12 protein-coding genes are annotated in these 14,895 nt (G+C 60.3%); 8 read left to right on the top strand and 4 right to left on the bottom strand.

Features of this window, described 5'->3' with window-relative positions; genetic code table 11:
- Positions 1-8: 8 nt before the first annotated feature.
- From EBBID32_RS03050 to EBBID32_RS03040, 3 genes are all read right to left on the bottom strand, one after another.
- Positions 9-932, bottom strand: coding sequence for a Gfo/Idh/MocA family protein (locus EBBID32_RS03050; protein ID WP_006950554.1), 924 nt, complete (start codon positions 930-932; stop codon positions 9-11).
- Positions 929-2,506: an aldehyde dehydrogenase (NADP(+)) gene (locus tag EBBID32_RS03045; protein WP_006950552.1), complete on the bottom strand. Its 1,578-nt coding sequence runs from the start codon at positions 2,504-2,506 to the stop codon at positions 929-931. The genes EBBID32_RS03050 and EBBID32_RS03045 overlap by 4 nt, the downstream gene beginning before the upstream one ends.
- A 145-nt stretch (positions 2,507-2,651) precedes the next feature.
- The gene (locus EBBID32_RS03040; RefSeq protein WP_006950548.1) at positions 2,652-4,454 is read right to left on the bottom strand and encodes an IlvD/Edd family dehydratase; all 1,803 of its coding nucleotides are present in this window, start codon (positions 4,452-4,454) and stop codon (positions 2,652-2,654) included.
- A 137-nt stretch (positions 4,455-4,591) separates the two neighbouring features.
- On the opposite strand from EBBID32_RS03040, the gene EBBID32_RS03035 reads away from it, so the two are divergent.
- The 7 genes from EBBID32_RS03035 (at position 4,592) to EBBID32_RS03005 (ending at position 10,719) form a co-directional block, all read left to right on the top strand.
- Positions 4,592-5,494 carry a 2-dehydro-3-deoxygalactonokinase gene (locus tag EBBID32_RS03035; RefSeq protein ID WP_006950546.1) on the top strand — a complete coding sequence of 301 codons (903 nt, stop codon included), beginning with the start codon at positions 4,592-4,594 and terminating at the stop codon, positions 5,492-5,494.
- Positions 5,494-6,123, top strand: coding sequence for a 2-dehydro-3-deoxy-6-phosphogalactonate aldolase (locus EBBID32_RS03030; RefSeq protein ID WP_037488469.1), 630 nt, complete (start codon positions 5,494-5,496; stop codon positions 6,121-6,123). The genes EBBID32_RS03035 and EBBID32_RS03030 overlap by 1 nt, the downstream gene beginning before the upstream one ends.
- A gap of 66 nt (positions 6,124-6,189) precedes the next feature.
- The gene (locus EBBID32_RS03025; protein WP_006950543.1) at positions 6,190-7,212 is read left to right on the top strand and encodes a COX15/CtaA family protein; all 1,023 of its coding nucleotides are present in this window, start codon (positions 6,190-6,192) and stop codon (positions 7,210-7,212) included.
- Positions 7,213-7,217: 5 nt separating this feature from the next.
- Entirely contained in the window at positions 7,218-8,006 is a 789-nt protein-coding gene (locus EBBID32_RS03020) for a hypothetical protein (protein WP_006950541.1), read from the top strand.
- A gap of 135 nt (positions 8,007-8,141) precedes the next feature.
- Positions 8,142-8,621, top strand: coding sequence for a 50S ribosomal protein L13 (gene rplM / locus EBBID32_RS03015; RefSeq protein ID WP_006950539.1), 480 nt, complete (start codon positions 8,142-8,144; stop codon positions 8,619-8,621).
- Positions 8,621-9,187 (top strand): 30S ribosomal protein S9, encoded by a 567-nt coding sequence (rpsI, locus tag EBBID32_RS03010; RefSeq protein WP_006950536.1) that lies wholly within the window; start codon positions 8,621-8,623, stop codon positions 9,185-9,187. Before rplM ends, rpsI begins: the two co-directional genes overlap by 1 nt.
- Positions 9,188-9,408: 221 nt before the next feature.
- Positions 9,409-10,719 (top strand): tyrosine-type recombinase/integrase, encoded by a 1,311-nt coding sequence (locus tag EBBID32_RS03005; protein WP_006950525.1) that lies wholly within the window; start codon positions 9,409-9,411, stop codon positions 10,717-10,719.
- A gap of 143 nt (positions 10,720-10,862) precedes the next feature.
- Here the strand turns inward: EBBID32_RS03005 and EBBID32_RS03000 are convergent, their stop codons facing one another.
- Entirely contained in the window at positions 10,863-11,267 is a 405-nt protein-coding gene (locus tag EBBID32_RS03000; protein WP_037488445.1) for a hypothetical protein, read from the bottom strand.
- A gap of 465 nt (positions 11,268-11,732) precedes the next feature.
- Here EBBID32_RS03000 and EBBID32_RS02990 point away from each other — a divergent pair.
- On the top strand, positions 11,733-14,895 hold a 3,163-nt coding region (locus tag EBBID32_RS02990; protein WP_037488466.1), incomplete at its 3' end, for a restriction endonuclease.

The following is a 14,895-nucleotide window of genomic DNA, read 5'->3' as shown; positions in this document are numbered from 1 at the left end:
CTCCCGTTTCAGTCCTCGAACATAGCCGTAGGGCAATGCCGCCCGCAAAGGAAGGCATCCGCTACCAGTCGCAGCGGCGCGGTATCGGCGTCGATCGCGCGGTCCGCAACCAGATCGACGAAGCGGCGATACATGGCCGGATATTCCTCGTCCGGCGCTTTGAGTTGTACTTCGCCGTCGAGGCGCAATGTGTTGCCGCCTTCGGACAAAAGCAGCCCGCCATTGTCGGTATCGACGGCAATGTCCCATGTCTGCGGTCCCGTCTGCCGCCAGTCGAACACGGTGTCGATCGGCGCACCCGACGCCGTCGCCATGGTTAGCGTCGCGCCGATGGGCGCGTCCTTGTTGGACGGCACTTCCAGATTGGCCGACAGGACGGTGACGGGTTCGGCCACGATTTCGGTCAGGATCGAGAGCGCATTGATGCCCGGATCGAACACGCCGAAACCACCCGCTTCCCAGATCCAGGGCTGGCCGGGATGCCAGTGGCGTACATCCTCGCGCCACTGGATCGAGATTCGCTCGATCCTGCGCTGCGCAATCCACGCCTTGGCCTGCGCGACGGCGGCGGCATAGCGGCTGTGCCAGCTGGCATAGAGGGTGACATTCTGCTCTTTTGCCAGCGCGATCAGTGCCTCGACTTCAGATACGGTCGCGCCCGGCGGCTTTTCTAGAAACACATGCTTGCCTGCCAGCAGCGCCTGCCGCGCCGCATGATAGCGGGCCTGGGGTGGCTGGCACAGGATGACGGCATCCAGGTCGGCTTCGCCCGCCAGCATCGCGCCGAGGTCGGGGTAATTATTCACCCCTTCCCCCTGCGCATTGCGGCTGGCGACGGCGATCAGGTCGATGCCGTCCGTCTTGAGGATCGCGGGCAGGTGCTGGTCGCGCGCGATCTTGCCCAGCCCTACCAGACCTGCCCGGATGTTCATGCTGTGACCACCAGCTTGCCGTCGATCCGGCGATTAAGGCCCAACGGGTTGGATGCCTGCAACGCAGCGGGCAGCAGCGCGTCAGGCACATCCTGATAGCAGACGGGGCGCAGGAAGCGCATCATCGCCAATGTACCGACCGAGGTGGAGCGGCCATCGGCGGTCGAGGGGAAGGGACCGCCATGGACCATGGCATGGGTCACTTCAACGCCGGTGGGCCAGCCATTGGTCAGGATGCGGCCAACCTTGCGCGACAGCACCGGCAGCAGCCTGGCGGCGTCTGCGCTGTCGGCGTCGGTCAGTTGCAGCGTCGCGGTCAACTGGCCTTCCAGGCCCGCGATGGTCGCGATGACTTCCTCGATGCTGCTGCACCGGATCAGGACCGACGATGATCCGAACACTTCCTCCGCCAGCAGCGGATTGGCACCAAAGGTCGCCGAATCGGTCGCGAAGAAGGCGGCCTTACCCCGATTGCAGCCTTCCGCTTCCGTGCCGCGCGCGATGGTGGTGACGCCGTCTGCGCCCTCCAGAGCGGCGACGCCCTTTTCATAGGCTTCGTGAATGCCGGGCGTCAGCATGACCTGCGGCGCTGCGCCGGACATGGCTTCCGCCGCCGCCGCAACGAAGGTGTCGAGATCCGGCCGGTCGAGCGCGATGACCAGACCGGGGTTGGTGCAGAACTGGCCAGAACCCATCGTCAGCGAACCGACGAAGGCGGTGCCCATCGCGGCGGCACGGTCGGCCAGCGCGCCGGGCAGCAGGACGACCGGGTTGATCGACGACATTTCGGCATAGACCGGGATCGGTTCGGCCCGGTCGGCCGCGATCTTCATCAGCGCGACGCCGCCGCCGCGCGATCCGGTGAAGCCCACCGCCTTGACGCGAGGATCGGCGACCAGCGCACCGCCCAGCGCCCGATTGGCGCCGGGCAGGTAGGAAAACACGCCTTCATGCAGGCCGCACGCCTTGACCGCCGCCTGGATGGCGCGGGCGACAAGTTCGCCGGTGCCGGGGTGGGCGCTATGGCCCTTGACGATGACGGGCGAACCGGCGGCGAAGGCCGACGCGGTGTCGCCACCCGCGACCGAGAAGGCGAGCGGGAAATTGGATGCGCCGAACACGGCGACCGGGCCGACCGAATGGTTGACGCGGCGCAGGTCTGCACGCGGCAACGGCGCACGATCGGGCATGGCCGGGTCGATGGTGGCGTCCAGCCAGTCACCGAGCCGCACATAGCTGGCGAACAGGCGCAACTGGCCCACGGTGCGGCCACGTTCGCCCTCCAGACGGGCGCGGGGCAGGCCGGATTCGGCCATCGCGGTTTCGATCAGCAGGTCGCCGATGGCGATGATGTTATCGGCAACGGTATCCAGGAAAGTGGCGCGGGCGTCGGGCGTCAGCGTCGAAAAACTGTCGAACGCCGCGTCGGCCAGGGCTGCGGCTTCGGCGACCTCGGCGGGCATGGCGCTGGAAAAGGCGACGCTGCCCTTTTCGCCGGTCGCCGGATGGATGGCGTAAAATGGATCGCCGCCTTGGCGCTCGTTTGCGCCGATGAGAATGGCTCCGTTGAACATGGACGTCTCCTGAAAATGACCGGACTGCTGGCTAGCCGATCGGGCGCAGACGCGCTGATCGTTTTCCGGCACAAGTGATGCAAAATCGGCAATGACGGGGGCCAACGAAGATGGTTCGCCACCCCCCGTCATTCAATGCGGGGCGTTAATGATTGTCGCGTGGCAGGCCCATGGTCTGGGCAATGCGCTGATATTTTTCCGCCCCTTCCAGGATCGCGCCGGTGTCCATCTGACCCACGACCGACCGCTGGATTTCCTGCCAGGGGGTTTGCGAGGCGGGATATTTATACCCGCCAGCCGCTGCCAGTGCGGTGCGGCGTGCTTCCAGTTCCTCGTCGGAAATCAGCACATTCACTGTCCCGGTATTGAGGTCCATGCGCACCCGGTCGCCGGTTTCCAGCAGCGCCAGTCCACCCATCGCCGCCGCTTCGGGCGAGGCATTCAGGATGGAGGGGCTGCCGCTCGTGCCCGACTGCCGACCATCGCCGATGCAGGGAAGGGCAGACACGCCTTCGGTGATCAGATAAGCGGGCGGACGCATGTTGACGACTTCGGCGGCACCGGGATAGCCGATCGGCCCCGCGCCGCGCATGAACAGCAAGGTCTGGTCGGTGATGCCGACCGAAGGATCGTCGATGCGGTGGTGATAATCCTCCGGCCCGTCGAACACGACCGCCGGGCCTTCAAAGGCGTTGGGATCATCGGGGTTGGACAGGTAGCGGTCGCGGAATTCGGCGCTGATGACGCTGGTTTTCATGACGGCGGCATCGAACAGATTGCCCGACAGCACCAGGAAGCCCGCATCCTCGACCAGCGGCTGGTCATAGGGACGAATGACCTTCTCATCCTCAATCTCCACGCCCCGGCAATTGTCGCCCATGGTCCTGCCATTGACGGTCATCGCGCCTTCATGGATCAAGCCCTGCGCGATCAACTGTGCGACCACGGCGGGGACGCCACCGGCGCGATAATAATCCTCGCCCAGATATTCGCCCGCTGGCTGGAGGTTGACCAGCAGCGGAATTTTGTGACCCACCGTCTCCCAATCCTTGAGCGGCAGGTCGACGCCGATATGGCGCGCGATCGCGGCCAGATGGATCGGCGCATTGGTCGAACCGCCGATGGCCGAATTGACCATGATGGCGTTGTGGAAAGCATCCCTGGTCAGAATGTCGGAGGGTTTCAGATCCTCATGCACCATCTCGACGATGCGCTTGCCGGTCAGATAGGCGACTTCCTGGCGATCGCGATAGGGGGCGGGGATCGCGGCGGAACCCGGCAGCATCATGCCGAGCGCTTCGGCCAGGCTGTTCATCGTCGACGCCGTACCCATCGTATTGCAATAGCCGGTCGAGGGGGCCGATGAAGCCACCAGCTTGATGAAGCCTTCATCGTCGATCTTGCCGGCGGCCAGCAACTGGCGCGCCTTCCACACGATGGTCCCCGAACCCGTGCGCTCACCCTTGTGCCATCCGTTCAGCATCGGGCCGACCGACAGGGCAATGGCGGGGATGTTGACGGTCGCCGCCGCCATCAGCAGCGCAGGCGTGGTCTTGTCGCAGCCGGTGGTCAGGATCACGCCGTCGAGCGGATAGCCATAAATCGCCTCGACCAACCCCAGATAGGCAAGGTTGCGGTCCAGCCCGGCCGTCGGCCGCTTGCCGGTCTCCTGAATCGGGTGGACCGGAAATTCCAGCGCGATGCCGCCCATTTCGCGGATTCCGTCACGCATTCGCTCCGCCAGCACCATATGATGGCGGTTGCAGGGCGACAGGTCGCTGCCGGTCTGGGCGATGCCGATGATCGGCTTGCCGCTGCGCAGCTCGTCCAGGCTCAGCCCGAAATTCAGATAGCGTTCCAGATAGAGCGCGGTCATGTCGATATTGTCTGGGTTGTCGAACCAGGCGCGGCTGCGCAGTTTGGGGGCGGGCTTGGACGAATCGCTCATTGGGGCATCCTGACGCTTGAAAGGCTATGGCACGTTGACGCGCTTGTCCTCCTGATATACTCAGACAAATAGAAATTCAAGAAGCTGTGTCGAGGAAGTGTGAGCGCTATCAATATTTTTCTGCACTGCCGCCACTGATGGTCGGCTATGCGGTCATCGGCGACTGGGGGACCAGCAATCTGCGCCTGTTCCGGATTGAGGACGGGCAGATTGTTGCGCGCCGCGACGGGCCGGGCATCGGTGCTGTAGGACAGGCAGCGGAAGCAGCTCTTGCCGATACGGTCGCACCCTGGTTGGCGGACGGGGTGCCACAGTCCATCACGCTGTGCGGCATGGTCGGCGCGCGCGATGGCTGGGTGGAGGCGCCCTATGCCGATTGTCCGGCTGACGCTGACGCCTGGCGCGCCGCCGCCGTGCGGTTCGACTGGCGTGGCGCACCCACAGCGATCATGGCGGGATTGGCCTGCACCGGCACGGACGGCATCCCCGATGTGATGCGTGGCGAGGAAGCGCAGATTTTCGGTGCCTGCGCGCTTGATCCGGCGCTGGCGCAGGGCCGCCGCCTGATCGTGCTGCCCGGCACCCACAGCAAATGGGCCTTGGTCGAGGATGGCCGGGTGCTGGCGTTCCGCACCGTGCCCACCGGCGAGATGTTCGCCTTGTTGCGGGAACGATCGACTCTGGGGCCCAAGGACGCGGTCGGCGATGCCGTAGAAGAAGCAGCAGGCTTTGCCGAAGGGCTGGCGCGGGCGGGCGACGGCGCTGTGCTGGCCGGGCTGTTTGCGGCGCGGGCGATGCGGTTGCGCGCCGGGCGATCGGCCGACTGGGCGCTGGGCTATTTGTCGGGGCTGCTGATCGGCGGCGAGATCATGGAGGCGCGCGCATTGTTGCAGGCAGACGATGGCGTGACGCTGATCGGCGACGCGCGGCTTGCGGATCGTTATGCCCGCGCGCTGGCGGCGCAGGGTGTTGTATCCCGGCGTCTGGATGGCGACGCCTGTGCGCTGGCCGGGCTGGGCTATGTTGGAGAAATGGCATGATGACGATGGACGAACTGCTGGCCGATGGCGCGCCGCCGATCGCCGCCATATTGCGCGGCATCCGCCCGGCCGAGGCGCTGGACGTCGCCGCCGCACTGGTCGATGCAGGCATCCGCATCCTGGAAGTCCCGTTCAATTCGCCCGACCCGCTGGCCAGCATCGGCGCGATGCAAAAGGCCTTTGGCGATCGCGCGATCATCGGCGGTGGCACGCTGCTGAGCGTCGAGGCGGTCGAGCAATTGCATGGCGTGGGCGGACGCATCATGGTGACCCCGAATACCAACCCCGCCGTCATCGCGCGCGGCGCGGAACTGGGTCTTGAACTGCTGCCCGGATTCATGACCCCCAGCGAAGCCTTTGCTGCGATCGCCGCTGGCGCGCGCCGGATCAAGCTGTTCCCCGCCGCCCGGCTTGGCCCGGCCTATGTGAAGGCGGTCAAGGACGTGCTGCCCAAATATGTCGGTGTCTGGGCCGTCGGCGGCACTGGCGCGGACACGATCGGTGAATGGCTCGCGGGTGGCTGCGAAGGGATTGGCGTGGGCGGCGCGCTCTACCGCCCCGGTGACGACGCGGCGCTGGTCGGCACGCGCGGGCGGGAACTGGTCACGGCCTGGAAAGCGACGCTTTGAAGGTTGGGACAATCTGTCCCTATCGCCCTGCTTGAAACGATGCGGGGTTGAGGGCATGGACCGGTCATGGCCAATCCCTTTCCCCGCCCGGTGGCGATCGCCCGCTGGTTGCTGTTTGTCGCCGCGCTGGTGTTCATCATGGTCGTGGTCGGCGGCATCACCCGCCTGACCGAATCGGGCCTGTCGATCACCCAGTGGAAGCCGATCACCGGCGCCATCCCGCCGCTGACGCATGACCAGTGGATGGAGGCGTTTCGGCTCTACCAGCAAATCCCCGAATATCAGCAGATCAACCGGGGCATGAGTCTGGCCGATTTCCAGTTCATCTTCTTCTGGGAATGGTTGCACCGGTTGCTGGGACGACTGATCGGTATGGCCTTCGCGCTGCCGCTGGCGTGGTTCGCGTGGAAAAGGGCGATCCCGGCGGGCTATGGCGGGCGGCTGGTCGCGCTGCTGGCACTGGGCGGATTGCAGGGGGCGATCGGCTGGTGGATGGTAAAATCCGGCCTGTCGCTGCGCACCGATGTCAGTCATTACCGGCTGGCGGTGCATCTGCTGACCGCGCTCTTCATCATCGGCGGGCTGGTCTGGACAGCGCTCGACCTGCTGGCCCTGTCCCGCAATGGCCGCGCGCACCCGGCACGATTGCGCCCACTGGCACTGGTCGCGCTGCTGGCGTTGTTCGTGCAACTGATGCTGGGTGCCTTCACCGCCGGGCTGGACGCGGGCTATGTGTCCAACACATGGCCGCTGATGAACGATCATCTGGTGCCCGAAGGGATTAGTTGGCTTGGTTCGCTATGGGCCACCGTGTCGAGCGACCCCTATCTGGTGCATTTCCTGCATCGCTGGTGGGCATGGGGTGCGGCGCTGGCGCTGATCCTGCTGGCGCGACAGGCCAAGCGCGCAGGGCAACGCGCGCCGTCGATCGCGATCAACGCGACGCTGGGGACGCAGATCATACTGGGCATCGCCACCGTGCTGAGCGGCATCGCCCTGCCGCTTGCCGTCCTGCATCAGGCGGTGGGCGCGCTGCTGGTGGCATCGGCGGCATGGGGTGCCCATGCCATTGGCGTGCGCCGCATATGAAGGGGATGCATGCGGCGGCGCTGTGTCTGGCGCTGCCGGTGCCGGGTATCGCCTATGCCGAAACCATCGCCATCCCTTTTGCGCCGCCGGTTGACCAGCGCCTTGCCTATCATATCGAGCAGCATCGCCCCGTCGAAGGCAAGGTCAGCCGGTTCAGCGCCACCCGCGACCTGCGGTTCGAGAAGGTGGCGGATGGCTATATTCTCCACGCCACGTTGCGCGCCATCGACAGCGATGCGCCTGCACCGGGCGCTGAACCCTATGCCGCCGCGCTGACGCCGCTGATCGGGGTGGAGCATGATTTCCGCATTGATGCGGCGGGGCAGATCGTGGCGCTCGACAATATGGATGCGGTCTGGAGTGCGGTGCAGGCCGGGCTGGCAAAGATGCTGACGGCATTTGCGCCGGACACGCCGCGGCACAAGGCGCTATTGTCGGTGCAGGCTTTGCTGTCGGGCCTGTCGCCTGACGGGCGGCTGGCGTTGCTGGCCGGGGAATTGCGGCCGCTCTTTCTGTTCGCGGGCGGCAAGGTGGAGGATGGCGCTGGCCGGGGCGTGCGGACGGTGGCGGGCGCGCCGCTGGGCCGTCCGGTCCCGGTTGAAGGCACGCTCCGTGTCACGGCGCAGTCCGATCTGGCGCTCGATCTGGATGAGCAGTTGGCCGGGCAGGGCATCGCAGTCGGCATCACCTATCGCCTGTCGCGGCGCACCGGGTTGATCGAAAATCAGCAGCGCAGTCTGGCGCTTGGAAGCCGTGCGGTGACGGAAAAGCGGGAGCTGACACCAGTCAATTAATGACGGGTATTATTTTACCCGTCAGCAAAGCCGCCGAATCTCTTGACTTGTGACCTGCCACCGGTCATTAGCGCCCCACTTCCGGGCGTCGGCAACGGCGTCCGGTTTCCTTTTTCATTCTGGAGAATTGGCACCATGAAGGCGCTGATGAAGACCACCAAGTCGGCCACGCCGGCGACGGTCGAAAAAAAATGGGTCCTGATCGACGCGGAAGGCCTTGTTGTTGGCCGTCTCGCTTCGACCGTGGCGAATATCCTGCGCGGCAAGCACAAGACCAGCTTCACACCCCATGTCGATTGTGGTGACAATGTCATCATCATCAACGCGGGCAAGGTGAAGTTCACCGGCAAGAAGCTGACCGACAAAGTCTATTACAAGCACACCGGTTATGCCGGCGGCATCAAGGAAACCACGCCTGCCAAGATTTTGGAAGGTCGTTTCCCTGAGCGCGTGCTGGAAAAGGCGATCGAACGCATGATCCCGCGCGGCCCGCTGGGTCGCCAGCAGATGCGCAACCTGCGCGTGTTCGGCGGCGCCGAGCATCCTCATGAAGCCCAGAACCCGCAAGTGCTCGACTTCGCGTCGCGCAACCGCAAGAACAAGGTGGGTGCATAATGTCCGATAACCGCCAGTCCCTGTCCGATCTCGCACAGATCGCCGCCGAAGCCGCTGCGGCTCCGGTTGCCGCTCCTGCCGCTGCGCAGGCTCCTGCTGCTGAAGCTGACGTCGTTGCCGATGCGCCGATCGCGCCGCCGGTTTCGACCATGCCGCTGCGCCAGCAGGAAATCGACAATCTTGGCCGCGCCTATGCGACCGGCCGCCGCAAAGATGCCGTCGCCCGCGTCTGGGTGAAGCCCGGCACCGGCAAGATCACGGTCAATGGCCGCGATCAGGAAATCTACTTCGCCCGTCCCACCCTGCGTCTGGTGATCAACCAGCCGTTCGGCGTGACCGATCGCAATGGCCAGTATGACGTGATCTGCACCGTCAAGGGCGGCGGTCTGTCGGGTCAGGCCGGTGCGGTGAAGCATGGCATCGCCCAGGCGCTGACCAAGTACGAACCGGCGCTGCGCAGCGCGGTCAAGGCCGAAGGCTTCCTGACCCGCGACAGCCGCGTCGTCGAGCGTAAGAAGTATGGCAAGGCGAAGGCTCGCAAGAGCTTCCAGTTCTCGAAGCGCTAAGCTGGAATCTCCGCTTAAACGCTTGGAAATTAAGGAAAAAGGGGTCGGAAACGGCCCCTTTTTTTGTTTACACGTTCTTACACGTGACCCGCAGAACAGCGCTGCCACGGGTTAACGAATAACACGTTCTTAGCACGTGCAATTACACGTGTTCTGGTTTTGGTCGCGAAAATGAGCGAGCAGCTTACGGTTTAGTCATCTTTGCACGTGAGGATGGCTAAATGACGCAGACGCAGACGCAGAAAAAGCAACATCAGGAAGACACGATCAAGCTGCTTGACGGCGCAATCGTGCTTTACAAGCGCGGCGATCTCCAACGGAAAGCATCGTGGCAATGTCGTTTGGAACTTGGCGACGGCAAGCGCACGCGAAAAAGCCTGAAAACAGGCAATCAGGCTGTGGCAGAACGGCTTGCAATGGATCTCTATACGCAGCTTAAGGGGCGCGTAGCTGCTGATCTTCCCATTACATCAACATCGTTCAACGATTTTTGGGACAAGCAATGGCTGCCGTATGTTGAAAAGAACTTATCGTCGCATCGCTATAAACTGCATTTTGGAACTGGCGAACGTTACATAAAGACGTATTTTGCAAACTGTTCGCTGGACGCAATCAATGTGAACAAGGCTGAAAGCTACGTAGATTGGCGGCGCAATGAAGGCAAAACGCGACCATCCAAAAAAACGCTGATAATAGAACTTGGTTTAATCAGGCAGGCACTTGATCGTGCAGCAAGATGGAGCCTGATAAAACCAATCCCAAAAATTAAAATGCACGCGCTTGCGACAGACCCAAACAGAGAGCGGCGTTATGGCTTCACGGCAGATGAGTGGCAGAAGTTAACGCAGCATATGGAAGGCTGGTGTCGCGAGGGGCAACACAATCTGCACAAGCGGCAACGTCAAATCGTAAGATGCCTGATCTGGTTTTACAGGCTGACGGGTATGCGGCCTAATGAAGTGGCGCAGTGCAAATGGGAACACATTAGCTGGACGGAGGAAGGTCTGGCAAAAATTCAGGTCCAAAAAGAAACTAAGACTGGCGAGCGCCTTTGCATAAGCTTGCGAGGATTGGCAACAATTTTGGAGGAACTAAAATCGTTAAGGGCAGTAGAAAGCGATACGGACGAAGGCAGGCAATGGCTGTTTAAGCGCGGTTGGGATGCATCACATACAATACGAAAACTTCTTAAAGAATGCGGTTTGTTGAAAGGACCTGATGGAAATAATCGCACGGCTTATAGCTTGCGACATACACACATCACAGATCGTTTGGTGAACGGTGTTTCACACGCGGATATTGCACGCAACTGCGGAACGTCGATCGTACAAATTCAACGGCACTACGATCACGTTATTCCAGAGGAACGCATCGTAGAACTGACGAAGCATCGCGGATTGAGCGCAGATGAGGAAATTACAGCGGCGCATTGGCTTGGTCAGTTGGAAAAGCTGCTGAGCGACGAGGATTTAAAGGCATACAAAGCGCTGATCGCGAAAGCGGATGCACAAAAGAGGCGGGATGCTGCCTGAAATGCGCTGTCGCGCGGTCTGAGCGCTGGCAGCACGCTTTGGGGTAGTCAGGCAGGGCGGCAATGTTTCTGGCGCTGTCTGATGCTCAAAAAAATGCCCACCAATTTTAGGCGGGCATTTTTCGTGCAAGCTGGCAGCGAGTATCACGGCTTGGCAGCAGCTTTCTCTTTGCGCGAAGCGGCCATAGCTTGACCACGCTTCTTTGCGTTGGCGGCAAGTTCAGCAATCTGCGCGTCGAACTCTCCATTCAACACGGCTTCCTTGATCGCTGCATACACGCTTTCAAACTTGTCAGCGACAGCGACGAATTGCGTGTCGCTGTCAACGAGCGTGAGGGCGCGATTGCCATAGCGAACGCAGAAGCGAACTTCGCTACCTTTCTGAACGATGGCAGAACGCTTCTTGGTGCTCTCACCATTCTTGAACGCAGCAAGCGCAACGTCCATTCCGTTTGCGATGCGTTCAGCGGGTTTCATCTGCACAGCGACGGACTTGAATTCCACACTCTGAGCAGCAGGCTTGATAGCGGTCTTCCAATTCACAGCCACAGCATTTTCCTTTCCAATCTTTAGCACTAAGCGACGATCTATTTTCGTCGTTCATTCTGTCGATCAGAAACAGAAACGACCGCAGAAGAGCAGAAACGTGCATAGCTGCTGCGGCTTCAGATTGACTGTCTGCGTGTGATGCGTTCGACGAAAGCGGCAACAATGGAGGACGGACATGCGACAGGAATACAGGGACAGAACGGGAAAGCTGCATGGTTGGCGGGAGCAATCAGGCAGGAAGATTATGGGGCGCAATCATGCGGGCGCACTGGTGGGCTGGTATGATACGGTGGCGAACGAGACGAGGGATCACGCAGGTAGGCTTATTGGCAAGGGCGATATGCTTGCGACATTGATCGTCAGGTAACGCTGGATTTACGAAAGCGCAGGGCCATTTTCGCACTGGCCTGCAACGATTTTTGCAACTACGCTGCTCATCAAATTTACACAGGATGAGCAGCTTTTATGTCAGCTTTAGACCGTTTGTTGGCATCGTATCGTGATGTGGCGGTGACGGAACGGGAAAAGGGGACATACTTTGAACGCTTGGCGGTAGCGTATCTTCGTAATGACCCTGTGCAAATCCAACAGTTCAGCGAAGTGTGGCACTATGCGGATTGGGCAAAAGCGCACGGCGTAGATGGACGCGACACGGGCATTGATCTTGTCGCGAAGCTGCGTGACGAGGATGGCTTTGCTGCAATCCAGTGCAAATTCTATTCTCCAAAACACACGATACAGAAGAAGGACATAGACAGCTTTCTGTCTGCGTCTGCGAAACCACCATTTTTGCGGCGGGTGTTCATTGACACAACAGAGGTCAATTGGAGCGGCAACGCAGAGGACACGATACGCGATCAGCACATTCCAGTGGTGCGGGTTGGCTTGGACGCACTACGCGAAAGCGCGATTGACTGGAGCGCGTTTGAGGCGACGGCACAGGTCAAATTGCAGGCTAAGAAGGCGCTGCTGGATCATCAACGGCAAGCGCTGGAGGAAGTAGAGCGCGGATTTGCTGAGCATGATCGTGGCAAGCTGCTGATGGCTTGCGGCACGGGCAAAACGTTTACGGCGCTTAAGATCGCGGAGCATTATGCTGGCAAGGGCAAGCGTGTGCTATTTGTCGTCCCATCATTGGCTTTGATCGCGCAGACAGTGCGCGAGTGGACGAAGGACACGGATACGGAATTGCGGTCGTTTGCGGTGTGCAGCGACGCGCAGGTGGGCAAGCGGCGCAAGGACGCTGACGATGTTGCGGAGATTGAGGTCCACGAGCTGGAATTTCCAGCAACGACGCAACCAGCGAAACTGGCGCAGAAGGCGGGCAGCATAGATGCTGAACGGCTGACGGTCGTATTCAGCACATATCAGAGCATTCCAGTGCTTACGGCGGCGCATCAGCACGGCTTGCCACAGTTCGATCTTATCATCTGCGACGAGGCGCACAGGACGACGGGCGCGACGATAGACGGCGAAGAAGCGAGCAACTTCGTCAAAATCCACGATAATCAATATGTTCAGGGTGCGAAGCGGCTCTATATGACTGCTACGCCCAGAATTTTTGGCGACAGTGCCAGGGCAAAAGCAGCAGATGCATCCGTGTCACTTTGCGACATGGACGACGAAGCGATCTACGGCCCCACATTCTACACACGCGGCTTTAGCTGGGCGGTGGAGAATGGGCTGCTGACGGATTACAAGGTCGTCGTGCTGGCTATGGACGAAGCGATCGTCAGCAAGAGCGTTCAGAGCAGGCTTGCGGACGCAGGCAACGAGCTACAGCTTGACGACGCGACGAAGATTGTGGGCTGCTACAAGGCGCTGTTGAAACAGGGCGATGCTGACGGCTTTGGCGCTGACAGTCAGGCGATGCGGCGCGCAATTGCGTTTTGTAAGGACATTCGTTCCAGCAAACTGATTGCCCGTGAGTTTGGCGCGGTCGTGGACGAATTCAACGAGGCCAGCGCGAACGACGCTGACAGGGATAATGCTGTTCGTTGCGATGTTGAGCACGTTGACGGCACGTTCAACGCGAAAACACGCGGCGAATTGCTGCACTGGTTGAGCGATGACGTTGATGATCATCACTGCAAAATCCTGAGCAACGCACGTTGCTTGAGCGAGGGCGTGGACGTTCCAGCGCTTGATGCGATTATGTTTCTACATCCGCGAAAATCACAGATTGACGTGGTGCAGAGCGTTGGTCGTGTGATGCGACGGGCAGCAGGCAAGAAGCTTGGCTACGTCATTCTTCCTGTAGTTATTCCAGCAGACAAAACACCAGAAGAAGCGCTGAACGACAATGAGCGTTACAGGGTAGTATGGCAAATCCTGAACGCGCTTAGGGCGCACGATGATCGTTTTGATGCAACGATCAACAAGCTGGAATTGAGCAACGACGCAGGCGGCAGGATTGAGGTCATTGCCGTTGCGGAAAATCTTCCAGCACAGCGCAATGGCGAGAACAAGGGCATTGGCATTGGGCACGGCGGCGATGGCGAGGAACGCGAACGCGATGCACGGACGCGGCCAGAGGAGCAGCTAAACTTCATCCTTGATGAGTTTCCAGCGGCCATACGCGCAAAAATCGTGCAGAAATGCGGTTCACGGACATATTGGGAAACTTGGGCAAAGGACGTTGGCGATATTGCGAAAGCGCACATCGCACGCATCAAGGCGGTGCTGGAAACGGGCGACAACGAACGGGCTGTCTTTGAGGAATTTCTGGCTGAAATCCGCGACGATCTAAACGGCAGCGTTACGAGAGACGAGGCGATTGAGATGCTGGCACAGCATCTTGTCACAAAGCCAGTCTTTGACGCGCTGTTTGAGGGCTACGATTTTGCGGCGCATAATCCAGTTTCACAGGCAATGCAGAACGTGCTTGCTGTGCTGGAACCTCAGAACATTCAGAAGGAAGCGGCTTCGCTTGAAAGCTTTTACGACAGCGTGAAGCGCCGTGCGAGCGGCATTGATAACGCAGAAGGCAAGCAGAAGATTATCGTGGAACTCTACGATAAATTCTTCAAAACGGCGTTCCCTAAGCTCACTGAAAAGCTGGGCATCGTCTATACACCTGTTGAGGTGGTGGATTTCATCATTCATTCCGTAAACGACATTTTGCAGCAGGAGTTTGGGCAGACGCTGGGAAGCGAAGGCGTCCATATTCTCGATCCGTTTACAGGCACAGGGACGTTCATCACACGCTTGCTGCAAAGCGGGCTGATTTCAGCAGATGAGCTTGAACGCAAATACAGGCAGGAGATACACGCTAACGAAATCGTGCTGTTGGCCTATTATATTGCGGCGATAAACATTGAGGCGGTCTATCACACACTTTCAGGCAAATCATACGAACCGTTTGAAGGCATTTGTCTAACAGATACATTCAAGATGTATGAGAGCGACGATATGGTCGCGGCGCTGATGCAGGACAACAGCGCACGACGCACGCGACAGAAGGCGTTGGATATTCGCGTTATCATTGGCAATCCACCATATAATGTAAGCGACACGGGTGCGGATTATCCACATTTCAACAAGCGGATTGCGGACACATATGCACGCGAAACAATGGCGGCGAACAAGAACTCGCTATACGACAGCTATGAGGTGGTGCCGGTTTTCT

It is taken from the genome of Sphingobium indicum BiD32, assembly GCF_000382885.1.
In the GTDB taxonomy this organism is placed as follows: Bacteria; Pseudomonadota; Alphaproteobacteria; order Sphingomonadales; family Sphingomonadaceae; genus Sphingobium; species Sphingobium japonicum_C.
The sequence above is the reverse complement of the archived record's forward strand: the minus strand, read 5'-3'. Positions and strand labels throughout refer to the sequence as shown.

Excerpts from the sequence above, each read along its gene's own strand:
- EBBID32_RS03050 (WP_006950554.1), bottom strand. The coding sequence starts at position 932 with ATGAACATCCGGGCAGGTCTGGTAGGGCTGGGCAAGATCGCGCGCGAC.
- EBBID32_RS03045 (WP_006950552.1), bottom strand. The coding sequence starts at position 2,506 with ATGTTCAACGGAGCCATTCTCATCGGCGCAAACGAGCGCCAAGGCGGC.
- EBBID32_RS03040 (WP_006950548.1), bottom strand. The coding sequence starts at position 4,454 with ATGAGCGATTCGTCCAAGCCCGCCCCCAAACTGCGCAGCCGCGCCTGG.
- EBBID32_RS03035 (WP_006950546.1), top strand. The coding sequence starts at position 4,592 with ATGGTCGGCTATGCGGTCATCGGCGACTGGGGGACCAGCAATCTGCGC.
- EBBID32_RS03030 (WP_037488469.1), top strand. The coding sequence starts at position 5,494 with ATGACGATGGACGAACTGCTGGCCGATGGCGCGCCGCCGATCGCCGCC.
- EBBID32_RS03025 (WP_006950543.1), top strand. The coding sequence starts at position 6,190 with ATGGCCAATCCCTTTCCCCGCCCGGTGGCGATCGCCCGCTGGTTGCTG.
- EBBID32_RS03020 (WP_006950541.1), top strand. The coding sequence starts at position 7,218 with ATGCATGCGGCGGCGCTGTGTCTGGCGCTGCCGGTGCCGGGTATCGCC.
- rplM (WP_006950539.1), top strand. The coding sequence starts at position 8,142 with ATGAAGGCGCTGATGAAGACCACCAAGTCGGCCACGCCGGCGACGGTC.
- rpsI (WP_006950536.1), top strand. The coding sequence starts at position 8,621 with ATGTCCGATAACCGCCAGTCCCTGTCCGATCTCGCACAGATCGCCGCC.
- EBBID32_RS03005 (WP_006950525.1), top strand. The coding sequence starts at position 9,409 with ATGACGCAGACGCAGACGCAGAAAAAGCAACATCAGGAAGACACGATC.